This is a genomic window from Massilia sp. 01N410, assembly GCF_056399665.1.
The window spans coordinates 546,022-568,443 of the sequence record NZ_JBFTRV010000001.1 but is presented as its reverse complement, the minus strand read 5'-3'; the positions used below and the strand labels follow the sequence as shown (position 1 = coordinate 568,443).

The following is a 22,422-nucleotide window of genomic DNA, read 5'->3' as shown; positions in this document are numbered from 1 at the left end:
CGCATCTCGATCAGAAAAGCCGAATATTCCCATGTTCATCCCAATTCACGTGCGTAATGCCTGGCTCTTCCTGTTCAAGCTGTTGCAACTCGCACTGGTGCGGCGCGCATTCCTCCTGGTCGGCGCGGACTTCCGACGCTTGCGCGGCAGGCTGCCCCGGCCTAGACTGCATCAGGCAGTCCCGCCGCTCGAACGCTTCCCGCACCGTTGCGACCAATTCCTCGTGCTCCCATGGCTTAGCCAAGTAACGAAACACCTCGGCCCGGTTGACTGCCGCGATGATGTCGGCGTAATCCGTGGTCGCGCTCACGACGATGCGCGTCGCGGTGGGCTGCAGCCCCTTCACCAGCTGCAGCACGTCGGCGCCGTTGAGGCCCGGCATGCGAAAGTCTGAAATCACGACATCGAAGTCCTGGTCGCCAGCACGCAGAACGGCGCTTTCGGGATCGTCGAATGTTTCGATCGTGACGCTCTCCTTGGGGAATGCCGAGCGTAGCGTGCGCCTCAGCGCATTCAGTACGCCAGGCTCGTCGTCAAGAATCAGAATACGGCGCATGCGCTGCTCCAGACCTGATGAAGAGTTGAAGTTCGGTACCCGCCCTGTGCTCGAATTCGGTAAGCTGTTTCAGCATCCGCTCGCTCAGCACGTGATCTGTCGACAGCAGCAAGGCGCCTTCTGCGGACAGCAGGTCGCGGCTGAGCACCATCCCCGGCTTGAGCTGTGTTATCCCCATGGCAATCTCCGCGACTTCCTCGGAGATACTGCGTCCGGTCCGGATATCGTAGAATGCCCCAACCACGCCTGGGTCGTAGCGCTTGCCTCTGCTTTCCACCACCAGATCGGTTGCCCGCCTGGCGTCCATCTGCTGCTGAACAAGCAGGCCCTGCTGCAATGCTTCGAAGTCGTGGGCCACCGCCAAAATGCGCGCCGCGAGCGGTATGTCGAAGCCAGCCACGCCGTCGGGAAAGCCGCTACCGTCGAAACGCTCGCGATGGGCGCGCACGATGGCGGCGACTTCGCGCAATTCTTCGAGAGGCATGAGCAACTGCTCGCCAAGCAGCGGATATTTGCGGTAGCGCCCCAGGTTGTCCCCCCTCAGCATTGACTCCGGCATGCCGAGCAAACTGTCTGGAAACCCGGTCTTGCCGATTTCATGCAGCAGGCCCGCCACGAACACGTCCTGCGCTTCACGCGGGGTCAAGCCCATCCGCAGCGCGATCCGGCGCGCCAAGTCGGCGATCCGCCGTCCATGCCCCGCGACAGCTCCCCCGCGCATTTCGATCAGGCTCGACAGGACTTTGATCAATGTGAGGAAATTCGACTTCAGCCGCTCGTGCGAAGCCTGCAAGGAGTTCTGGGCCGCACTCAGCTCCGCTGTCCGATCACGCACACGTTGTTCGAGCGTTGCGTTCAGATCACGCAGCGCGTCGTTCTGCTGCCTCGTCAGCACCACACAACTTGGTGCAAAGCATGAGCAGGTGCGATAACTGCCACGACACTCAGTCTATGATGGGCTTGAACGCCTGCCGAGTTTGAAAAGCGATATTCTTTACGGCTATAGAGTATCTAGGAAGATGGTGGCGATTCATGGCCAGTGCCACGTCTAATCCTAATAAAATCTCTTACTTGGCAATACTTTGGCATACCCGAACTTACTCGCCCGGATAAAAAAACCGTTGATCATTCTGGCAATGATCAACGGCTCATTAAATTCCAACTTAGAATCAACTAGTTAGAGAACTCCCGTCACTCCCACTCGATGGTCGCCGGCGGCTTACCCGAAATATCATAAACAACGCGATTCAAACCACGAACCTCGTTGATGATCCGGTTCGACACCCGGCCCAGCAGATCGTGCGGCAGATGCGCCCACTGCGCCGTCATGAAGTCCAGGGTCTGCACGGCACGCAGCGCCACCACGTATTCATAGGTACGGCCATCGCCCATCACGCCGACCGACTTCACCGGCAGGAACACGGCAAACGCCTGCGACGTCGCCTCGTACCAGTTCACCGGCGCTTTACCCGCGTCGATACCCGGCACCATCGGCGCCACGAACGGGGTATTGCGCAGCTCTTCGATGAAGATCGCATCCGCTTCGCGCAGCAGGTCGGCGTATTCGCGCTTCACTTCGCCCAGGATACGCACGCCCAGGCCCGGACCCGGGAACGGGTGACGGTACACCATGTCGTGCGGCAGGCCCAGGGCCACGCCCAGCTTGCGCACCTCGTCCTTGAACAGCTCGCGCAGCGGCTCCAGCAACTGCAGGTTGAGCGTTTCCGGCAGGCCGCCCACATTGTGGTGGCTCTTGATGGTCTGGCCCTTCTTGCCCTTGCCTGCAGATTCGATCACGTCCGGGTAGATCGTGCCCTGGGCCAGCCAGCGAGCGGAAGTCAGCTGCTTGGCCTGTTCCTGGAACACTTCGACGAATTCGCGGCCGATGATCTTGCGCTTCTGCTCGGGATCGGTCACGCCGGCCAGGTGGCCCATGAACTGGTCGCTCGCGTCGATGCGCAGCACCTTCACGCCGAGGTTCTTCGAGAACATGTCCATGACCATCTTGCCCTCGTCCTTGCGCAGCAGGCCGTGGTCGACGAAGACGCAGGTCAGCTGGTCGCCGATGGCGCGGTGGATCAGGGCTGCGGCCACGCTCGAGTCGACGCCGCCGGACAGGCCGAGGATGACTTCGTCGCTGCCGACCTGGGCGCGGATCTTCTCGACGGCTTCGCCGATGTAGTCCGGCATGTTCCAGTCGCTCTTGCAGCCGCAGATCTCGTGCACGAAGCGGCCGATGATGGCTTCGCCTTGCGTGGTGTGGGTGACTTCCGGGTGGAACTGCAGCGCGTAGAAGCGGCGTTCTTCGTCGGCCATGGCGGCCACCGGGCAGCTGTCGGTGGAGCCCATCAGCTTGAAGCCTTCCGGCATTTCCAGGACCTTGTCGCCGTGGCTCATCCAGACCTTCAGCATGCCGTGGCCTTCATCGGTGACGAAGTCGTTGATGCCGTTCAGGAGCCTGGTGTGGCCGCGGGCGCGCACCTCGGCGTAGCCGAATTCGCGCACCTTGCCGTTTTCGACCTTGCCGCCCAGCTGGGCCGCCATGGTCTGCATGCCGTAGCAGATGCCCAGCACCGGCACGCCGAGTTCGAACACGGCCTGCGGCGCGCGCGGCGAGTCGCCTTCCAGGGTCGAGTTATGGCTGCCGGACAGGATCACGCCGGAAGCGCCGTAGTTGCGGACGAAGTCGTCGCCGATGTCGTAGGGGTAGACCTCGGAGAACACGCCGGCGTCGCGCACGCGGCGGGCGATCAGCTGGGTAACCTGGGAACCGAAGTCGAGGATGAGGATTTTGGAATGCATATGGTCTTCTGATAGCGAATACAAAAACGCGGCCGCAGGGGCCGCGTCTCGGGATCTTTATTCGGAGCGGTAGTTCGGCGCTTCCTTGGTGATCTGCACGTCGTGGACGTGGGATTCACGCATGCCTGCCGAAGTGATCTCGACGAACTCGGCTTTCGCACGCAGTTCTTCGATGCTCGCGCAGCCGCAATAGCCCATCGACTGGCGCACGCCGCCGACCAGCTGGTAGATGATGGCCAGCACGCTGCCCTTGTAGGCGACGCGGCCTTCGATACCTTCCGGCACGAACTTGTCGGCCTTGCTCGAGGCTTCCTGGAAGTAGCGGTCGGCCGAGCCTTCGGCCATCGCGCCCAGCGAGCCCATGCCGCGGTAGCCCTTGTAGCTGCGGCCCTGGTAGAGGATCACTTCGCCCGGCGCCTCTTCGGTACCGGCGAACATCGAGCCCATCATGACGGTGTGGGCGCCGGCTGCCAGCGCTTTCGAGATATCGCCCGAGAAGCGGATGCCGCCATCGGCGATGCAGGGTACGCCCGTGCCTTCGAGCGCTTCGGCCACGTTCGAGATCGCGGTGATCTGCGGCACGCCGACACCGGCGACGATACGGGTGGTGCAGATCGAGCCCGGGCCGATGCCGACCTTGACGGCGTCGGCGCCGGCTTCGACCAGCGCGCGCGCGGCGGCCGCGGTAGCGATATTGCCGCCGATGACGTCCACCTGCGGGTAGGTGTCCTTGATCCACTTGACGCGGTCCAGGATGCCCTGCGAGTGGCCGTGGGCGGTGTCGACCACCAGCACGTCCACGCCGGCCTTCACCAGCAGTTCCACGCGTTCCTTGTCCTTGTCGCCCACGCCCACTGCCGCGCCCACGAGCAGCTTGCCTTGCGCATCCTTGGATGCGTTCGGGTGTTCATGCGACTTCAGGATGTCCTTCACGGTGATCAAACCGCGCAGTTCGAAAGCGTCGTTCACGACCAGCACGCGCTCCAGGCGGTGCTTGTTCATCAGGCGCTTGGCCTCAAGCGTGTCGGCGTCTTCATTGACGTAGACGAGCTTTTCGCGCGGGGTCATCTTGGTGCGCACTTCCGCGTCCAGGTCTTCCTCGAAGCGCAGGTCGCGGTTGGTGATGATGCCGATCACCTGCTTGCCTTCCACCACCGGGAAGCCGCTGAAGCCGTGCTGGTGCTGCAGGGCGATCACGTCGCGGATCTTCATCGTCGGCGGGACCGTGATCGGGTCGCGCAGCACGCCGGCCTCGAAGCGCTTGACGCGCGCCACTTCGCGAGCCTGGTCGGCGGGACGCAGGTTCTTGTGGATGATGCCGATGCCGCCTTCCTGCGCCATCGCGATCGCGAGACGGGCTTCGGTCACGGTGTCCATTGCGGCCGACAGCAGCGGAATGTTCAGCGAGATATTCCGGGTCAGTTTGGTTCGCAGGGACGTGTTGGCCGGGAGGATGTTGGAGTAGGCCGGGACGAGCAGCACATCATCGAAGGTGAGTGCTTTCTGAAGAAGACGCATAGTTTTATTTCCTATAGGCGCAAAAGCGAATTATACAGAAACTCCCGTAAAACGTCTTCATGGGGCCAAAAAAGGCCCGAATGCACCTGAAACCCATCCATTCGGCGAAAAACCACGCACGTTGACATGCCCGGCGAATCATGGCGAAATCAGGGTAAAGATAACGCAAGGAAACATCATGAACCCAAGCTGGCTGCGCCTCCTGTCGATTGGCGCCCTCGCCCTGCTCCCGCAGCTCGCCCATGCCCAATACAGCTGGATCGATGAAAAAGGCGCGCGCGTCTTCTCGGATCGCCCGCCGCCGCCCGGCACGCCGCCGAGCCGTATCCTGAAGGTGCCGCGCGGACTGGAACCGGCGCCCGAGCCGGCGTCCACGCCCGGTGCGTCCGCCGAAAAGCCGTCCACGCCGGGCTGGATGGAGCGCGAGGCGGACTACCGGAAGCGTTCCGCCAGCCGGGCCAAGGAAGAGGGGGAAGCGCTTGCCGCAGACAAGGCGCGTGCGGCCGGATGCGATGCGGCGCGCGCGGAACAGGCACAGTTAAATGCAGGCGTACGTCTGGTGCGCATCGACAAGAAGGGCGAGCGCGACTACGTATCGGACGAGGAGCGCGCGCAGCGGCTGGAAAAGGCAAGGCGCACTCTGGCGCAATGTCCGTAATCTAGCGCCCCACCCTACTTCCTGGCGGCGCGCCTGCGCCTGGAATCCTTCGGATCCGCCACCAGCGGCCGGTAGATCTCGACCCGGTCGCGCTCGCGCAATACCGTGTCCAGCGACTTCTTCTTGCCGTAGATGCCGACCGTCTGGGTCACCAGGCTGATTTCCGGGAAGCGCGCCAGCACGCCGCTGTGTTCGATCGCCTGGCCGGCCGTGGTGCCGGGCGCGACGCGCATCGGATGGATGAACTCGTCCTTCGGCGTGGCGTAGACGATAGTGACCTGCAGCTCGCCGGCCGACTGGGGCGTTTTAGATTCCATACACCTGCTCGGCACGCTTGCAGAAGGAATCGACCATGGTGTTGGCGATCATGCCGAACACCGGCCCGACGATCTGTTCCAGGATCACGCTGGAGAACTCGTACTGCATGTCGAAGTCGATCTTGCAGGCGTCCGCGCGCAGCGACTTGAAGGACCAGACCGCTTCCAGCATCTTGAAGGGCCCGTCGACCAGGTGCATTTTCATCTGGGTCGGACGCTGGTTGTGGTTGGCAGTGGTAAAGCTCTGTTTCACGCCGTGGAAGTTGATCTGCAGGGAGGCGGTCAGGTTGTCGCCCGTCCGTTCGATGAGCTTCACACCGCTGCACCAGGGGAGAAATTTCGGATAATCCTCGACCTTTGCGACGAGGTCGAACATTTGCTCGGCGCTATAGCCCAAGAAAACTGATTTGTGCACTACTGCCATTTGTCAGCCGTTTGTTATGATGTTGGATTAACAGTAGTTTAACCGACGCGCGCATTTTAGCTATTTCATGAGTATTATTGATAATAAGAAAGCCTTTTTCGACTACTTCATCGAGGACCGCTACGAGGCCGGCTTGGTGCTGCAAGGCTGGGAAATCAAGGCGATCCGCGAAGGGCGCGTGCAGATCAAGGAAGCCTACGTCGTCGTCCGCAACGGCGAGCTGTTCCTGTTCGGCGCCCACATCAGCGCCCTGACCGCGACCTCCGCCTGGAGCCATCCGGAAGCCCTGCGCACCCGCAAGCTGCTGCTGCACAAGGCCGAGATCGAGAAGCTGGTCGGCAAGGTCGAACGATCCGGCTATACCCTGGTCCCGCTCAACCTGCACTTCAAGGGCGGCCGCGTGAAGTGCGAAGTCGGCCTGGCCAAGGGCAAGAAACAGCACGACAAGCGCGACACCGAACGCGACCGCGACGCCAAGCGCGAAATCGAAAAGGCGATGAAGAGCAACCGCCGCTGAAGCTCAGCGGAAATACGGCGGCACGTTCGCGGCGATCTGCGCGAATTCGGCGTCGGTCAGCGGCAGCTTCCTGAAGGCGGCCCAGGATTCGCGTGGCCGCAGGTTGGCGCCCTGGGCCGCATCGGTCCCGTACAGCACCCTGCCCGACCCGACCTGGCGGATCGTGTCCGCGACAAGCCGCGCAAGTTCCGGGCTGATGTCGCGATCGACGATGGAGGCGATGTCGAAATACAGATTGCGGGTGCGCGGATCGCGCCGGGCGACGCTGCTCGCCAGCGCCGCCATCGCTTCGCGCGCCGGTGGGTCCTCGTAGCCCGGCCCGCTGCCGGCGAAATGCGCCACCTGCACGACCACGTCGGGCGCCGCCGGCAGCAGCTGTTCGACGAAGATCCTGGCCTGGCGTGCACCGTAGGGCCTCTCCTTGCTGATGCTGGCCCGCATGTGGACAACGATCGCCATGTGCGCCGCGTTGGCGGCGGCGAACACCTCGCGCAAGCGCGCCACGTGGGCAGGATCGTCGAGCTGCACGTCCGAATTCCCGAAATGGAGCTTGATCCCGCGTCCCATGTCCGGGGTGGCGGCGCAGCGCTTCAGCTCCTGCAACGCGTAGTCCTTCAGCGGATTGAAGCTGCAGAAAGCGATCAGGCGGTCCGGATAGCGCGCGGCCTGGGCGGCGGTCCAGTCGTTTTCGCGGCGCACCTGCCCGGCTTCGTCCTCGACCCGGCGGCCCGGCTTGCCGTACCAGAAGGCGACCGACAGCAGGGTCGCCTTGCGGATGCCGGCGGCGTCCAGCAGTGCGATCACGTCCTTCGCGCCCAGCGGCTGCAGGCCGGAGTCGGGGCCGGCCAACGCGATGTCTTCGGCGCTGAAGATGTGCTGGTGGTAGTCGCCGACCGGCGTCTGCGCCCCGGCGGCGCCGGCCAGCATCAGGGCGGTCAGGACGAGGCTGCGTGCGCGCATATGCATGGCGTTCTCCGGTGCGGAAAACGCCAGTCTAGCGCCAGCGGCGCCGCCCGCACATCACTTTTGGGTATGCACGTCGCGCGCCGCCAGGCCCGCCAGGCGCGCCGCCGCGTAGCTGCCGGCCAGGCCCACCGTCACGCCGCAGGCCAGCTTGAAGGCGCTGCCGAACAGCAGCGGCGCGGCCAGTCCCGACACCAGCGCGAAGGACATCATCTGGATGAAGGCCAGCATCGAGGAGGCCAGGCCGCGGTTGTCCGGGAACAGGCTCAGCGCGCCCACCTGGATGGCCGGCATGCTCACCGCCAGGCCGAAGGTGTACACCATCAGCGGCAGCACGGCCCAGGGCACGGCGACGGCGGCGCCGGCCCAGGCGGTATAGCCGACGTTCAGCACGCAGGCAAGCAGCATCAGGCCGAAGCCGATCGCGCGCATCGTTGCCGGCGCATGGCTGCCGGCGCGCTTGCCGCCCCAGGCCGAACCGATCACCATGCCGCTGATCAGCGGGATGAACATCCAGGCGAAAGCGGTTTCGGGCAGGTGCAGGATCTCCATCACGAAGTTGGCCGCCGAGCCGATGTAGAGGGACAGGCCGCCAAAGGCCAGGCCCACCGACAGCGACAGCAGCAGGAACTGCGGATGGCCAAGCACCTTCAGGTAGTTGCGGGCGATGGCGACGCCATGGAAGGCGTGGCGCTTTTCGGGCGGCAGGCTTTCCGGCAGCAGGCGCCAGCACAGGACCAGCATCAGCGCGCCGAACAGCGCCAGGAACCAGAAGGTGGCGCGCCAGCCGAAGGTGACGTGCAGCCAGCCGCCCAGCACCGGCGCGATAGCCGGCGCCAGGCCGAACACCATCATGATGTGGGACATCATCTTCTGGGCCTGGGCACCGCTGAAGCGGTCCTGGACGATGGCCTGGCCGATCACCGAGCCCGCGCCCGCCGACAAGCCCTGCAGCGCGCGGAAGGCGAGCAGCCAGCCGAAGGTGGGCGCCAGCGCGGCGCCGACCGAGCCGAGGGTGTACATGACCAGCGCCACCATGATCACGGGACGGCGGCCGAAGGAATCGGACAGGGTCCCGTAGAACAGCATCATGAAGGCGAACGTGAACAGGAACACGCTCAGGGTCTGCTGCACGGCCACCGGACCGACGGCGAAGGCGCGCCCGATCGCGGGAATGGAGGGAAGATAGGTATCGATCGCCAGCGCGCCCACCATACCCAGGCAGGCCAGGATCACCGTCAACAGTCTTTGCATCTACATCGCCTTCGCTAAACCAAAGGCGGGATTGTAACGACAATCAGTTTACATGGTAGAGGGACATGCCAAAACGCTCGGTGCGCGGCATCCAGTTGCCCTGGTAGTCGGCCGACACCAGCACGCGCTCGGCGCGTCCGACCAGCAGCTTGCGCGGCACCAGGCCGATCATGCGCGAGTCGGCGCTGTTGTCGCGGTTATCGCCCAGCATCAGGTACTGGCCGTCCGGCACCCGCAGCGGGCCGAAGGTGCGCGGCGCAACCACGTCCGGGAGCACCTGGATGTGGCGGCGCCAGCCCTTGCCGCCTTCGATCGATTCGGACAGCTGCAGCGCGCGCAGGGTCGCGCCCTGGATCGAATCCAGCGACTCCGCCACCATGCCGTAGTCCGCGCCCTTGCCGTTGATGTAGAGGCGCTCGTTGCGCATTTCGACGGTGTCGCCGGGCAGCGCCACCAGGCGCTTGATCAGGAGAATACCGTCCTTCGGCGAACGGAAGGTGACGATGTCGCCGCGCGCCGGCTCGCCCATGCGCGCCAGCACCACGTCGGTGAGCGGCACCTTCAGATCGAAGGCCATGCGGTTCACCAGCACCACGTCGCCTTCCAACAGATTGGGGTGCATCGAGGCCGAGGGAATCGGATTCCAGTCCGCCACCGCCGAGCGGAACACGCCGAACAGGACCAGAAAGGCCAGGAAGCCTTTGTTGTTGCGGACGAAGTTCTTCACTGCGGGCTCCTTGGAATTGTTCTCATCCACCTTATACGATGGTTTGGCGGGAGTATGCTTAACAGAAAATTAAAGCGCAGGTATGCATGCCGCTGGGGGCACACCGTGCCCACCCTAGCGGGGTTTCCCGATATGCCACGCGCCCACCGCCACCGGTATCCCGAGGCAGATCACGGCCGCGACATCCCACCAGCCATCGCCCAGCAGTCCCGCCACCAGCCCGACCGCGGTCAGCACGCCGAGGAGGATCGGCATGCCCCACAAGGAACGGAAGGCGCTCATCGCGGCTCTCCTTCGCGCGCCAGCGCAGGCTGTCCCGCCGCCCGTACGCGCGCCTCATCCCCAGCCTTCGCCTTGGCCGCGCGGCCCCGCCTGAGCCACAGGTACAGGCCGCTGCCCAGCACGACGATGGTCGCCAGGTCGAGCAGCGCCCACAGGAATTTCATGCCGGCGCCGCCGTAGTCGCCGAAGTGCAGCGGCTGCGACAGCAGCAGGGTGCTCAGGTACCAGGGCAGCGTGCGCTGGTCCGTCACCTGGCCGGTACCGGCGTCGACCAGCACCGGCTTGACCAGCTTGGCGGTCAGGGCCTGGTCGCCGCGCATGTAGACGCCATAGTGATGCGCGCTGGCGAAGGGGGTGCCCGGGAAGGCGATGAAACCGACCTTCATGCCCGGCTGCAGCGCCTGGGCGCGCGCCACCGACTCTTCCATCGACGCCAGCTTCGCGGGCGGCGGCAACCCTTCATAGGGCTTGACCATGGCCGCGATCTCGGTCGACTGCCAGACCTGCAGCAGCACGTCGGCCAGGGTGTTGACCACGCCGGTGACGCCCACCACCAGGGCCCACACCAGGGTCACGATGCCGAGCAGGTTGTGCAGGTCCAGCCATTTCAGGCGCGCCGTACGGCCGTGGCGGACCGCGCCGAATTCCAGCTTGCGCATGAAGGGCGCGTACAGCACCACGCCGGAGCCGATCGCAAGGACCAGCAGCAGACCCATCAAGCCGAGGAAGAGCTTGCCCGGCACGCCGGCGAACAGGTCGACGTGCAGGTGGAACAGGAAGGCCATCACCGCCCCGCCCTCGATCGGCGGTTCGGCCACATAGCGCGCGGTGCGGGCGTCGATCGCGATCGAGACGAAGTCCGGATCGTTCGCATGCCTGCCCATGGTCAGGAACCACAGCGCCGGCTGGTCGGCCTCCTGCGACATATACATCATCACTTTGTCCGGATAGCGCGCCTTGCCGGCGGCGATCACGCTGTCCAGGTCGGCGCGCGGCGGATTCGCCTGTTGTTGCGCCGTCAGCGCCGGCGGCTCGACCTCGTTACCCAGCAGGCGGCCGATCTCGTGGTGGTAGATCAGCGGCAGGCCGGTCAGGCAAAGCAGCAGCATGAAGACGGTGCAGACCAGGCTGCTCCATTTGTGGATCCAGGACCAGCGGCGGAGGTTTGCGGGGGACATGAAGGACGGAGACGGTGGCGCGAGCTTGCGGATGAGGCTAAATAATAATAGTTCTCATTTACGAAATCAAGCGCGATGGATATAATGAGAATTATTCTCATCAAAAGCAAGAATGTCATGAAGAACCACGCACTCCCCCGCACCACCCTGACCCCGGCCGCTTTCGGCGCCCTGCTGCTGGCAAGCTCCATCGCCCACGCCCAGACCGCTCCCGCTTCCCGGGACGCGCAATCCGGCACCCAGCCCGGCATCGCCACCGTCGTCGTGAGCGCCTCGGCCGACGCATCGGCCCAGGGCCTGTCCGCGGCCTATGCCGGCGGCCAGGTGGCGCGCGGCGGGCGTCTCGGCCTGCTGGGCAATGCCGACATCATGGACACCCCCTTCAATGCCACCAACTACACCCAGGCCCTGATCCAGGACCAGCAGGCCCGCAGCGTGGCCGACGTGGTCCAGAACGATCCTTCGGTGCGGGTGGCGCGCGGCTTCGGCAACTTCCAGGAGCTGTACGTGATCCGCGGCTTTGCCGTGAACTCGGACGACATGGCGTACAACGGCCTGTACGGCCTGCTGCCGCGCCAGTTCGTGGCCTCCGAACTGCTGGAACGCGTCGAGATCCTGCGCGGCGCGAACAGCTTCGTCAACGGCGCGGCCCCGGGCGGCGGCGGCATCGGCGGCGCCGTCAACCTGGTGCCGAAACGCGCGCCGAACCACCCGCTCGACCAGGTGACACTGGGGGTGGAATCGGGCGGCCAGGTGCTTGGCGCCTTCGACGTCGCGCGCCGCTTCGGCGAAGGCGATCGCGCCGGCATTCGCGTGAACGCCGTGCGCCGCGACGGCGACACCGCCGTCGACCGCGAATCGCGCCAGCTGAACGTGCTGTCGGTGGGCATGGACTACCGCGGCAACAACTACCGCCTGTCGGCCGACGTCGGCTTCCAGGAACACATCCTCGACAACGCCCGTCCCAGCGTGACGGTCGGCGCCGGCCTGGCCGTGCCCGCCGCGCCGGAAGCCGGCCACAACTTCGCCCAGCCCTGGACCCACTCCAACGAGCGCGACACCTTCGGCACCCTGCGCGGCGAGGTCGACCTGGCCCCGAACCTGACCGGCTGGGCCGCCTTCGGCGCCCGCAAGGGCAGCGAGTTCAACGCGCTGACCACGACCACCACCACCGACAACAACGGCGGTCTGAACATGGGCCGCTTCGACAACGTACGCGACGACCGCACCCGCACCGGCGAAGTCGGCGTGCGCGGCGAGCTGCGCACCGGTCCGGTCAGGCACACCATCAGCGCCAGCGCATCAGGCTTCGAGATGAAGTCCTTCAACGCCTACGGCATGAGCGACTTCGCCGGCTGGCCGACCAATCTGTATCGCCCGGTCGACGTGACGGCGCCCTCGCCCACCTTCTTCACCGGCGGCTCGATGGACCATCCGCTGCTGACCCACAAGTCCATCCTCGGCAGCTACGCGATCGCCGACTCGATGGCCCTGCTGGACGACGCGCTGCGCATCACGGTCGGCCTGCGCCACCAGCGCATCAAGGACACCAGCTACGACTACACGAGCGGCCTGCAGAACGCCGCCTACGACGAAAGCGCCAACACCCCGGTCGCCGGCATCGTCTACAAGCCGATGAAGAATTTGTCGCTGTACGCGAACTATGCCGAGGCGCTGCAGCAGGGCCCGACCGCTTCCGGCTCCACCGTGGTGCCCATCAACCAGGGCCAGGTCTTCGCGCCCTACACCTCGCGCCAGAAGGAAATCGGCGTGAAGTACGACAGCGGCAAACTGGGCATGACGGCGGCCGTCTTCACCACCGCCCAGCCGATGGCCTATGTCGAGAACCGCGTGTTCGGCATCTTCGGCGAGCAGCGCAACCGCGGCCTCGAGCTGTCCGTGTTCGGCATGCCGATGCACGGCCTGCGCGTGCTGGGCGGCCTGACCCTGCTGGACGCCGAACAGCGCCGCACCGCCGGCGGCGTCAACCAGGGCAAGGATGCGATCGGCGTGCCCGGGACCCAGCTGAACCTGGGCGCCGAATGGGACATCGCGCAGGTGCCGGGCCTGTCGCTGAACGCGCGCGCCGTCACCACCTCGAAGCAGTACGCGGACGCCGCCAACACCCAGCAGCTGCCGTCCTGGAGCCGCTTCGACCTGGGCGCGAACTACCTCACCCGCATCATGGACCGCGACGTGAGCTTCCGCGCCCGCATCGACAATGCCTTCGACCGCAACTACTGGGCCTCGGCGGGCGGCTATCCGGGCGCCGGCTACCTGGTGCTGGGCGCGCCGCGCAACGTGAGCGTGTCGGCCAGCGTCGATTTCTGATGGCTTAGAGCGGCTTGACCTCGTCCTTCAATGCCGCCAGCGCCATCTTCTCCACCAGGCCCGGCGCAAGAAGTTTGAGAAGCCGGCCAAGCTTGCCCTTGGCCGTCATCACGACTTCGCGCCGGCGCGCTTCCATGCCGTCGACGATCAGGCGCGCGCATTCCTGCACCGTCATCGCGCCCTCCTCGCGCAGGCCGCTGCTGCCCATCTCCTGGCCCAGGGCGTTGAAACCGCGGTAGCGGATCCGGGTATCGACCACGCCCGGATAGGCGATCGTGACCGAGACGCCGGCGCCCTTCAGCTCCGCGCGCAGGGCCTCGAAGAAGCCGGTCATCGCGAACTTGCTGGCGCTGTAGGCGGTGCGTCCCGGCACGCCGATCAGGCCGGCCAGCGAAGACACGGCGACGATCCGTCCGCGCGCCGCCTTCAGGTGCGGCAAGGCGGCCTGGGTGCACCACACGCTGCCCCACAGGTTGATGCGCATGAGCTCTTCGTACCAGCCGAGATCCGGCACTTCCTCGAACAAGGCATGGGCCGAGCGGCCGGCATTGTTGACCAGCACGTCGATGCGGCCGAAGCGCTGCACGGCCGTGTCGATCAGGCGCCGGCACTGGTCCGGGTCGGCGACGTCGGTGGGCACCGCAAGCGCCTGTGCGCCGAGGGCCGCGCACTGGCCTGCCACCTGCTCCAGCTTTTCGCGGTCGCGCGCGCCCAGCACCAACGCCAAGTTTCGACCGCCCGCGGCACCGTCCCGCGCCGCCAGCCGGCGGGCGATCTCGGCGCCGATGCCGTCCGAGCCGCCGGTGACGACCACCACCCGCATTACTTTTGCACCTTGACGATCTGCAGGGCGCTCGCGATCAGGCCGCTCATCTCGCCCAGATTCGCCGGCACGATGATGGCGTTGTTGGTCTTGGCCAGGTTGCCGAAGGCGTGGACATACTCTTCGGCCACGCGCAGGTTGACGGCGTCGACGCCGCCCGGGCTGCGGATCGCATCGCCCACCTGGCGCAGCGCGGTCGCGCTGGCGTCGGCCAGCGCCACGATGGCGGCCGCCTCGCCCTGGGCGCGGTTAATGGCGGCCTGCTTCTCGCCTTCGGACCGGGCGATGGCGGCCTCGCGCTCGCCGCTGGCGATGTTGATCGCTTCCTGGCGGCGGCCCTCGGAGGCCGCGATCAGGGCGCGCTTCTCGCGCTCGGCGGTGATCTGGCGCTGCATCGAGTGCAGGATCTCGGCCGGCGGCGTCAGGTCCTTGATCTCGTAGCGCAGTACCTTCACGCCCCAGTTGGCGGCCGACTCGTCGATCGCGTTAACGATGGTCGTGTTGATGTGGTCGCGCTCCTCGAAGGTCTTGTCCAGCTCCATCCGTCCGATCACGGAACGCAGCGTGGTCTGGGCCAGCTGGGTGATGGCCTGGATGTAGTTCGAGGCGCCGTAGGAAGCGCGCATGGCGTCGGTCACCTGGAAGTACAGGATGCCGTCCACCTGCAGCTGGGTATTGTCCTTGGTGATGCAGACCTGGGGCGGCACGTCGAGCGGAATCTCCTTCAGGCTGTGCTTGTAGGCGATGCGGTCGACAAAGGGCACGACGATGTTCAGTCCGGGCGCGAGCGTGGCGTGGTACTTGCCGAGCCGCTCGACCACCCAGGCGTGCTGCTGGGGCACCACGTTGATGGTCTTGAACACGAAGACCAGCGCGATGACGAAGATCACCAGTGCCACCGTACCGAATGAAAATTCCATGAGCATCCCTTATAGATGAGTTGTAATCTTAAGCAAATCTTATGAATGCGAAACCGCATTCGACACCACCAGCCGGCTGCCCTGCACCTCGACGATGCGGTACTCGCCGGCCTGCGGCGTGGCGCCCTGGCCAAGCTCGACGTCCCACAGCGCGCCGCGGTACATCACGCGGGCGCGGCCGTTGTCCCAGCCCGGCACCGTCACGCGCTGGCCGATGTCGAGGTTGACGTTGCGGTCGCGCGCGGCGTCGTGCCTGGCCGGCCGGCCGAAGCGCGAACGGTGCAGCAGCGCGGTCGCCAGCACGCCGACCCCGGCCGCCGCGATGGTCTGCACGGGACCGCCGGCGCCAAGCAGGGCCACCAGCCCGCCGATCGCCAGTCCGATGGCGATCATCAAGAGATAAAACGTCCCGGTGAACAGCTCCAGGATCACGAGCACGCCGGCGGCGACGAGCCAGCCCATCCACTCAGCCATGGTTTCCTCCTTCTCTTCCCACTTGCCTGAAAAAGTCGAAAACCCCCGTCTCCCGGCTTGGGTGACGAGGGTTCGCTATGTCTTTTGCGGTTTCGATGATGACTTGAATAGACAATTCATTATCCCTAGTCTATCGCGTCTGTACGAGGAGTCAACGTTATAGTTGCTTCTGCACCATTTTGGGGACGAAAATTGATATGCAAAGGGGGTTTGATATCAATTTTTCGTCAATTTTTGATACCATACGGAAATCTATCCTTCCCTTGCCCTACCCCTCCATGTTGACCGTCGTAAGCCTTCTGCTGGTAACGATGGCGCTTTCCGCCGTCATGCTGCTCGTGCTGTTTTCGCTGCGCGACAGCGGCGCGCTCGGTATTCGCGAGTGGTGCGCGGGTAACGCCCTGGCGGTGTTGTCGCTGCCGCTGTTCGCGGCACGCGGAATCGTCCCTGCATTCCTGACGATCGAAGTCGCGAACGCCTTGTTGCTCGGCACCGCAGTCATGCTCATGGCCGGATTCCGGCGCCACCTGGGCCTGGAGATTTCGTGGTTGCGCCTGGGCGGGTTCGTGGCGCTGGGCCTGTTTCTCATTGTCGCCCTCCACCATGGTATCGACACGCTGCCGGGACGCGTAATTTCGATGTCGCTCCTGCACAGCGCGTTGCAGCTCGAGCTGGCCATGCTGCTGCGTGAGGCGCTCAAGAGATCGGCGCGGCGCTATCCGATCCTGTTCACGATGTACGCTGCGCTTGCGAATGCCGCCGTACAGCTGGTGCGCGCGCTGGTGTATGGCGTCCAGCTGGCCGGCGTTGTCCTGCCGTGGAATGAAGTCGCGGTCGGCATGGTGTTTTTCGCGGCCGGGGCGCTTGCCCTGCCGGGCTTGACACTTGGCGCCGTCATGATGGCGAACGCCGACCTGATCGCGCGTGCCCAGCACGCGGCCAACCACGACCACCTGACCGGCGCGCACTCGCGCCGCGCCTTCTTCGCGGTGGCCGAGCGCGAGCTGGCGCGCGCCCAGCGCCGCAGCAGCCCGCTGTCGCTGCTGCTGTTCGACGTCGATTACTTCAAGCGCATCAACGACACCCACGGTCACGCCACCGGCGACCAGGTGCTGGCCGACATCGTCGAGCGCACCGGCGCGGTGGTACGCAGCATCGACACCGTCGCCCGCCTGGGCGGCGAAGAGTTCGCGGTGCTGCTGCCCGATACCGCCGCCGAGACCGCCCTGCTGGTGGCCGAGCGCCTGCGCCGCGGCCTCGACCGCACGCCGGGCGAGGACGACCACATCGGCGTCGGCTACACGGTCAGCATCGGCGCCGCCACCCTGCATCCGGGCGAGAGCATCGATGCCATGCTGTCGCGCGCCGACGCCGCCCTCTACGCGGCCAAGGCCGGCGGCCGCAACGCGGTGGTCGATGCCCGCGCCGTGCTCGCGAAAATCGCATTGCCCGTTTAGCCAGTTCAGCCTGACACGACCGACATGCTCCTCGGCGCCAAATACGCAGCCCTGTTCGCACTGACGGCGCTGGCCGAAATCCTCGGCTGCTACCTGCCCTGGCTGGTGCTGAAGGCCGGCAAGAGCGCCTGGCTGCTGCTGCCGGCCTGCGTCTCGCTGGCACTGTTCGCCTGGCTGCTCACCCTGCACCCGAGCGCCGCCGGCCGCACCTATGCGGCCTACGGCGGCATGTATATCGCCGTCGCCCTGCTGTGGCTGCGCTTCGTGGACGGGATCGCGCTGACCCGCTTCGACCTGGTCGGTGCCGGCCTGGCGCTGGCGGGGATGGCGGTGATTGCGTTTCAGCCGCAGGCTTGACCCGCGCCCCCAATGAAAAACCCCCGCCGTTGTGCAACAAGGGCGGGGGTTCTGGCGAACGCTAACTTGCTTACATCGCCGCCAGCTTCTTCCAGGTATCGATCACCGAGTCAGGGTTCAGCGACATCGACTCGATGCCCTGTTCCACCAGCCACTGCGCGAAGTCCGGGTTGTCCGAAGGACCCTGGCCGCAGATGCCGATGTACTTGCCCTGCGCGCGGCAGGCCTTGATGGCCAGCGAGAGCATGGCTTTCACGGCGGGGTCGCGCTCGTCGAAGTCCTTGGCCAGCAGCTCCATGCCGGAGTCGCGGTCCAGGCCCAGGGTCAGCTGGGTCAGGTCGTTGGAACCGATCGAGAAGCCGTCGAAGTACTGCAGGAACTGCTCGGCCAGGATGGCGTTCGACGGGACTTCGCACATCATGATCACGCGCAGGCCGCCTTCGCCTCCACCTTCGCCGCGTTTCAGGCCGTACTTGGCCAGCAGCGCGATGACCTTCTCGGCCTGGCCGAGGGTGCGCACGAAGGGGATCATGATCTCGACGTTGGTCAGGCCCATTTCTTCGCGCACGCGCTTCATGGCCATGCATTCCATCTCGAAGGACTCGGCGAAGTCTTCGGCCAGGTAGCGCGCCGCGCCGCGGAAGCCCAGCATCGGGTTCTCTTCGTCCGGCTCGTAGCGCGAGCCGCCGATCAGCTTCTTGTACTCGTTCGACTTGAAGTCGGACAGGCGCACGATGACGGGCTTCGGCCAGAAGGCGGCGGCGATGGTCGCCACGCCTTCGGCCAGCTTGTCGACGTAGAAGGCTTTCGGCGAGGCGTGGCCGCGGGCGACCGACTCGACGGCCTTCTTCAGGTCGGCGTCGATGTTCGGGTACTCGAGGATGGCCTTCGGGTGCACGCCGATGTTGTTGTTGATGATGAACTCGAGGCGGGCCAGGCCGACGCCGCCGTTCGGCACCGACTGGAAGTCGAAGGCCAGCTGCGGGTTGCCGACGTTGAGCATGATCTTGGTCTTCAGCGGCGGCAGTTCGCCGCGCACTTCTTCCGACACCTCGGTTTCCAGCAGGCCGTCGTAGATCCGGCCTTCGTCGCCTTCGGCGCAGGAGACGGTGACGAAGGTGCCGTCCTTCAGCACTTCGGTGGCGTCGCCGCAGCCGACCACCGCCGGCACGCCCAGCTCACGCGCGATGATCGCCGCGTGGCAGGTGCGGCCGCCGCGGTTGGTGACGATCGCCGAGGCGCGTTTCATGACCGGTTCCCAGTTCGGGTCGGTCATGTCGGCCACCAGCACGTCGCCCGGCTGCACGCGTTCCATCTCGGACGGATCGCTGATCACGCGCACCGGACCGGCGCCGATCTTCTGGCCGATCGCACGGCCCGAGGCCAGCACGGTGCCGGTGCCCTTCAGCTTGAAGCGCTGCTGGGCGTCGCCGGCCTTCTGCTGCGACTTCACGGTTTCCGGACGCGCCTGCAGGATGTACAGCTTGCCGTCGCGGCCGTCCTTGCCCCACTCGATGTCCATCGGGCGGCCGTAGTGCTTCTCGATGATGACGGCGTACTTGGCCAGCTCGACGACTTCCTCGTCGTTCAGCGAGTAGCGGTTGCGCAGCTCGACCGGCACGTCGACGGTCTGCACCGAGCGGCCCGCCTTGGCTTCCTTGGTGAACTCCATCTTGATCAGCTTCGAGCCGATGTTGCGGCGGATGACCGGCTTCTTGCCCAGCTCGAGCATCGGCTTGTGCACGTAGTACTCGTCCGGGTTGACGGCGCCCTGCACCACGGTCTCGCCCAGGCCGTAGCTGGAGGTGATGAAGACCACGTCCTTGAAGCCCGACTCGGTGTCGATGGTGAACATGACGCCCGCCGCGCCGGTATCGGAACGGACCATGCGCTGCACGCCGGCCGACAGCGCGACCTCGGCGTGGGTGAAGCCCTTGTGCACGCGGTAGGAGATCGCGCGGTCGTTGTACAGCGAGGCGAACACGTGCTTCATGGCTTCCAGCACGTTGTCGATGCCGACCACGTTCAGGAAGGTTTCCTGCTGGCCGGCGAAGGAGGCGTCCGGCAGGTCTTCGGCGGTGGCCGAGGAGCGCACCGCGAACGAGACCTCGGTGTCCGAATCGGCCACCAGGCGGTCGTAGAAGGCGTGGATCTCCTGCTCCAGGCGCGGCTGGAACGGGGTCTCGACGATCCACTGGCGGATCTCGGCGCCGGCCGCGGCCAGGGCGCGCACGTCGTCGACGTCCAGGCTTTCCAGGCGCTGCGCGATGCGCTGGCCCAGCGAAGGACCGCCATCGGCGCTGTGGCGCAGGAAGTCGCGGAAGGCGTCGGCCGTGGTGGCAAAGCCGCCCGGCACGCGCACGCCGGCTTCGGCCAGCTGGCTGATCATCTCGCCCAGCGAGGCGTTCTTGCCGCCGACCGACTCGACGTCGGTCATGCGCAGGTTTTCGAAGGAAGCGACGTAGACGCTTTCACCCGACGCCGCGGGGTCAAGTGTCTTCAATGCTGCAGTAGACAGGTTAGTCATGATGAAACACCTTTTTTGATGATGGAAATCTTTCGCTGGCGGTGCCGGGCGGCGGTGTTTTCTTGTTATTCTTCGCGCCGTGCAGCACAATCCAAAAACCGTTGCCGAGCATTTTACCGCGCGCCGGCCTGATTCACAGTGCGCCGGCTGCAACTTTGTCATCATCTTAGCAAACAGGCACCATGACCTCTTTGACCACCCCCACCACCCCGAGCGGCGCGCGCACCGTGTTCTTCGTGTCCGACGGCACCGGCATCACGGCCGAAACCTTCGGCCACGCGGTGCTGAGCCAGTTCGAAATGCGCTTCCGCCAGATCCGCCTGCCCTTCATCGATACCATCGAGAAAGCGTATGAGGCGGCGCGCCGCATCAACGAAGTCGCGCTGTCGGACAACCAGCGTCCGATCGTGTTCTCGACCCTCGTGAAGCACGATCTCTCGGCCGTGATCCGCGCCGCCCAGGGCATGCACATGGACCTGTTCCAGACCTTCGTCGCGCCGCTGGAACAGGAATTGGGCGTGAAGTCGACCCACACCATCGGCCGCATCCACAACGTGGTCGACAGCGAGGAATACAAGAGCCGCATCGAGGCCATCAACTTCTCGCTGGCCCATGACGACGGCCAGTCGCACAAGAACCTGGCGGATGCGGACGTGATCCTGGTCGGCGTCTCGCGCTCGGGCAAGACCCCGACCAGCCTGTACCTGGCGATGCAGTACGGGATCAAGGCCGCCAACTATCCGCTGATCCCGGACGATTTCGAACGCGGCCGCCTGCCCTCGGCACTGCCGCCCTTCAAGCACAAGCTGTTCGGATTGACGATCACGCCGGAGCGCCTGGCCGAGATCCGCAACGAACGGCGGGCCGGCAGCAAATACGCGTCGCTTGAGAATTGCCGCTATGAGGTGAACGAGGCCGAGACCCTGATGCAGCGCGAGGGGATCCGCTGGCTGTCGTCGACCACCAAGTCGATCGAAGAGATTTCGACGACCATACTCCAGGAGATCAAGCCGGATCGTCGGGAGTACTAGGCGGCGGAGGGGTCAGAGTCCGGTTTTCGCGTGTGCGCTCCGACCCCTCGGCCAACGCTTAGAAAAAGTGCCGCCAGTCTTCCAGCCAACCCGGGAAGGCGCCCGCCTCCATCGGATTGGCAATATGGTAGCCCTGCGCATACGTGCATCCCAGCCCCTGCAGGAAGTCCCAGTCCTGGCGCGTCTCCACGCCCACCGCCACCGACATGCGGTCCAGGCTGTGCGCGAGTCCCAGGCAGGATTTCAGCACGGTGCCCAGCGGGCGCTTCTTCGATGCGCCGTCGACGAAGGAGCGGTCGATCTTCAGTTCCGAGAACGGGATCCGCGCCAGCAGCTGCAGGTTGGAGCGTCCGGTGCCGTAGTCGTCGATCGCCAGGCCGAACCCCATCATGCGCAGGCGCACCAGGCGTTCGATGAAGTCGACGTCGAATTTCAGGATCGACGATTCCGTCATCTCGAAGGTGAGATAGTCCGGCATCACGCCGTGGCGCTTCATGCAGGACGACACCTGGCGGATGAAGTTCGGATGCGCCAGGGTCTCGGGCGCCAGGTTCAGCGAGATCGAGATCGGGATGCCCTGGTCGTGGTACTGGCGGCAGCGCTCGACCGACAGCTCGATCATGGTCCAGTCGAGGAAGTCGACGCGGTTGTTCTGCTCCAGCGCGTCGATGAAGGCGCCCGGACCCAGCACGCCGTGCTCGGGATGGCGCCAGCGCGCGAAGGTCTCGAGGCCCTTGACCTGGCCGGTGGCCAGCTCGATCTTGGGCTGGAAGAAGGGTTCGAACTGGCGCTGCTGCAGGCCGGCGCCGACTTCGGCGAAGCTGAACGCCGGCGTCCTGGCCACCGCGCGCGGCCGCGCCGCGGGCTGGAGATTGTCCAGCAGGGTCTTGAGCTTGGCGCTGGAGACCGGCTTGGCGATGGTGCCCAGCAGCTCGACGCCGTAGGCCTGGGCCAGGGTCTCGACCGAGAACAGCACGCTGGCCGGCTGGGCGCCGACCACGATCAGGCGAACGCTCGACTTCAGCGCGGCGATCGCGCGCAGCAGTTCGAGGCCGTCCATGCCGCCCATGGCCAGGTCGATGACGGCGACGTCGACTTTCGGCGTGAAGCCGGCCTGCAGGGTGCGCAGCGCGGTGGGGCCGTCGGGGACGTCGGTGACGCGGCTCGCGCCCAGCTGGCCGAGCGCCTCGATCAGCGCGCGGCGCTGCACCGGTTCGGCTTCCGCCACCAGGAAATGTAGGTTCTGTAAAGCTGACTGCATTGTGTCCATTTCGACTCCGCTTGCCCAGCCCCAAGGGTACATGGC

Annotated in this window: 22 protein-coding genes; 6 read left to right on the top strand and 16 right to left on the bottom strand. The window is 65.4% G+C overall.

The genetic code is table 11. The annotated features are described in order from the left end of the window. Positions 1-10: 10 nt before the first annotated feature. The 4 genes from AC1DOP_RS02490 to guaB form a co-directional block, all read right to left on the bottom strand. On the bottom strand, positions 11-556 hold the full coding sequence (locus AC1DOP_RS02490; RefSeq protein WP_442124378.1) for a response regulator: 546 nt from the start codon (positions 554-556) through the stop codon (positions 11-13). Beyond that, positions 534-1,451, bottom strand: a complete 918-nt coding sequence (locus tag AC1DOP_RS02485; protein ID WP_477249583.1) for an HD-GYP domain-containing protein — start codon at positions 1,449-1,451, stop codon at positions 534-536. Before AC1DOP_RS02485 ends, AC1DOP_RS02490 begins: the two co-directional genes overlap by 23 nt. Positions 1,452-1,747: 296 nt before the next feature. Then, positions 1,748-3,358 (bottom strand): glutamine-hydrolyzing GMP synthase, encoded by a 1,611-nt coding sequence (guaA, locus tag AC1DOP_RS02480; RefSeq protein ID WP_477249581.1) that lies wholly within the window; start codon positions 3,356-3,358, stop codon positions 1,748-1,750. Between the two features lie 57 nt (positions 3,359-3,415). Then, entirely contained in the window at positions 3,416-4,876 is a 1,461-nt protein-coding gene (guaB, locus tag AC1DOP_RS02475) for an IMP dehydrogenase (protein WP_441934441.1), read from the bottom strand. Between the two features lie 178 nt (positions 4,877-5,054). Here guaB and AC1DOP_RS02470 point away from each other — a divergent pair, with 178 nt between their 5' ends. Further along, the gene (locus AC1DOP_RS02470; protein WP_441934439.1) at positions 5,055-5,534 is read left to right on the top strand and encodes a DUF4124 domain-containing protein; all 480 of its coding nucleotides are present in this window, start codon (positions 5,055-5,057) and stop codon (positions 5,532-5,534) included. Positions 5,535-5,548: 14 nt separating this feature from the next. On the opposite strand, the gene AC1DOP_RS02465 is transcribed toward AC1DOP_RS02470, so the two are convergent. Beyond that, positions 5,549-5,851: an RnfH family protein gene (locus tag AC1DOP_RS02465; RefSeq protein ID WP_441934437.1), complete on the bottom strand. Its 303-nt coding sequence runs from the start codon at positions 5,849-5,851 to the stop codon at positions 5,549-5,551. Beyond that, the gene (locus tag AC1DOP_RS02460) at positions 5,841-6,275 is read right to left on the bottom strand and encodes a type II toxin-antitoxin system RatA family toxin (RefSeq protein WP_441934436.1); all 435 of its coding nucleotides are present in this window, start codon (positions 6,273-6,275) and stop codon (positions 5,841-5,843) included. Before AC1DOP_RS02460 ends, AC1DOP_RS02465 begins: the two co-directional genes overlap by 11 nt. A 67-nt stretch (positions 6,276-6,342) precedes the next feature. Here AC1DOP_RS02460 and smpB point away from each other — a divergent pair, with 67 nt between their 5' ends. Next, the gene (gene smpB / locus AC1DOP_RS02455; RefSeq protein WP_441934435.1) at positions 6,343-6,792 is read left to right on the top strand and encodes an SsrA-binding protein SmpB; all 450 of its coding nucleotides are present in this window, start codon (positions 6,343-6,345) and stop codon (positions 6,790-6,792) included. Positions 6,793-6,795: 3 nt separating this feature from the next. Here the strand turns inward: smpB and AC1DOP_RS02450 are convergent, their stop codons facing one another. From AC1DOP_RS02450 to AC1DOP_RS02430, 5 genes are all read right to left on the bottom strand, one after another. Then, positions 6,796-7,758 (bottom strand): amidohydrolase family protein, encoded by a 963-nt coding sequence (locus AC1DOP_RS02450; RefSeq protein ID WP_477249578.1) that lies wholly within the window; start codon positions 7,756-7,758, stop codon positions 6,796-6,798. Positions 7,759-7,812: 54 nt separating this feature from the next. Then, positions 7,813-9,009, bottom strand: a complete 1,197-nt coding sequence (locus AC1DOP_RS02445) for a multidrug effflux MFS transporter (protein WP_477249576.1) — start codon at positions 9,007-9,009, stop codon at positions 7,813-7,815. A 43-nt stretch (positions 9,010-9,052) separates the two neighbouring features. Then, on the bottom strand, positions 9,053-9,736 hold the full coding sequence (gene lepB / locus AC1DOP_RS02440; protein ID WP_477249574.1) for a signal peptidase I: 684 nt from the start codon (positions 9,734-9,736) through the stop codon (positions 9,053-9,055). 114 nt (positions 9,737-9,850) lie between these two features. After that, complete coding sequence (locus AC1DOP_RS02435; RefSeq protein ID WP_441934427.1) at positions 9,851-10,018, bottom strand: hypothetical protein; 168 nt, start codon at positions 10,016-10,018, stop codon at positions 9,851-9,853. Continuing rightward, positions 10,015-11,196 (bottom strand): PepSY-associated TM helix domain-containing protein, encoded by a 1,182-nt coding sequence (locus AC1DOP_RS02430; RefSeq protein WP_477249571.1) that lies wholly within the window; start codon positions 11,194-11,196, stop codon positions 10,015-10,017. Before AC1DOP_RS02430 ends, AC1DOP_RS02435 begins: the two co-directional genes overlap by 4 nt. 117 nt (positions 11,197-11,313) lie before the next feature. Between AC1DOP_RS02430 and AC1DOP_RS02425 the strand changes: the two genes are divergently transcribed. Next, positions 11,314-13,527: a TonB-dependent receptor gene (locus AC1DOP_RS02425; protein ID WP_477249569.1), complete on the top strand. Its 2,214-nt coding sequence runs from the start codon at positions 11,314-11,316 to the stop codon at positions 13,525-13,527. A 4-nt stretch (positions 13,528-13,531) separates the two neighbouring features. Here AC1DOP_RS02425 and AC1DOP_RS02420 read toward each other — a convergent pair whose 3' ends face one another. The 3 genes from AC1DOP_RS02420 to AC1DOP_RS02410 are packed head-to-tail and all read right to left on the bottom strand — an operon-like array spanning position 13,532 to position 15,744. Further along, on the bottom strand, positions 13,532-14,350 hold the full coding sequence (locus AC1DOP_RS02420) for an SDR family oxidoreductase (RefSeq protein ID WP_477249567.1): 819 nt from the start codon (positions 14,348-14,350) through the stop codon (positions 13,532-13,534). Next, positions 14,350-15,270, bottom strand: a complete 921-nt coding sequence (locus AC1DOP_RS02415) for an SPFH domain-containing protein (RefSeq protein ID WP_477249565.1) — start codon at positions 15,268-15,270, stop codon at positions 14,350-14,352. The genes AC1DOP_RS02420 and AC1DOP_RS02415 overlap by 1 nt, the downstream gene beginning before the upstream one ends. 39 nt (positions 15,271-15,309) lie before the next feature. Continuing rightward, positions 15,310-15,744 (bottom strand): NfeD family protein, encoded by a 435-nt coding sequence (locus AC1DOP_RS02410; protein WP_477249564.1) that lies wholly within the window; start codon positions 15,742-15,744, stop codon positions 15,310-15,312. Positions 15,745-16,022: 278 nt separating this feature from the next. On the opposite strand from AC1DOP_RS02410, the gene AC1DOP_RS02405 reads away from it, so the two are divergent. Both AC1DOP_RS02405 and AC1DOP_RS02400 read left to right on the top strand, forming a co-directional pair. Further along, positions 16,023-17,201, top strand: coding sequence for a GGDEF domain-containing protein (locus AC1DOP_RS02405; protein ID WP_441934416.1), 1,179 nt, complete (start codon positions 16,023-16,025; stop codon positions 17,199-17,201). A 24-nt stretch (positions 17,202-17,225) separates the two neighbouring features. Then, a complete protein-coding gene (locus tag AC1DOP_RS02400; RefSeq protein WP_477249561.1) occupies positions 17,226-17,558 on the top strand; it encodes a YnfA family protein in 333 nt (110 codons plus the stop codon). 70 nt (positions 17,559-17,628) lie between these two features. Here AC1DOP_RS02400 and ppsA read toward each other — a convergent pair whose 3' ends face one another. Continuing rightward, positions 17,629-19,995, bottom strand: coding sequence for a phosphoenolpyruvate synthase (gene ppsA / locus AC1DOP_RS02395; RefSeq protein ID WP_441934462.1), 2,367 nt, complete (start codon positions 19,993-19,995; stop codon positions 17,629-17,631). Between the two features lie 272 nt (positions 19,996-20,267). Between ppsA and ppsR the strand changes: the two genes are divergently transcribed. Then, positions 20,268-21,116, top strand: coding sequence for a posphoenolpyruvate synthetase regulatory kinase/phosphorylase PpsR (gene ppsR, locus AC1DOP_RS02390; RefSeq protein WP_441934412.1), 849 nt, complete (start codon positions 20,268-20,270; stop codon positions 21,114-21,116). A 58-nt stretch (positions 21,117-21,174) separates the two neighbouring features. Here the strand turns inward: ppsR and AC1DOP_RS02385 are convergent, their stop codons facing one another. Beyond that, positions 21,175-22,377, bottom strand: coding sequence for an EAL domain-containing response regulator (locus tag AC1DOP_RS02385; protein WP_477249559.1), 1,203 nt, complete (start codon positions 22,375-22,377; stop codon positions 21,175-21,177). Between the last annotated feature and the right edge of the window lie 45 nt (positions 22,378-22,422).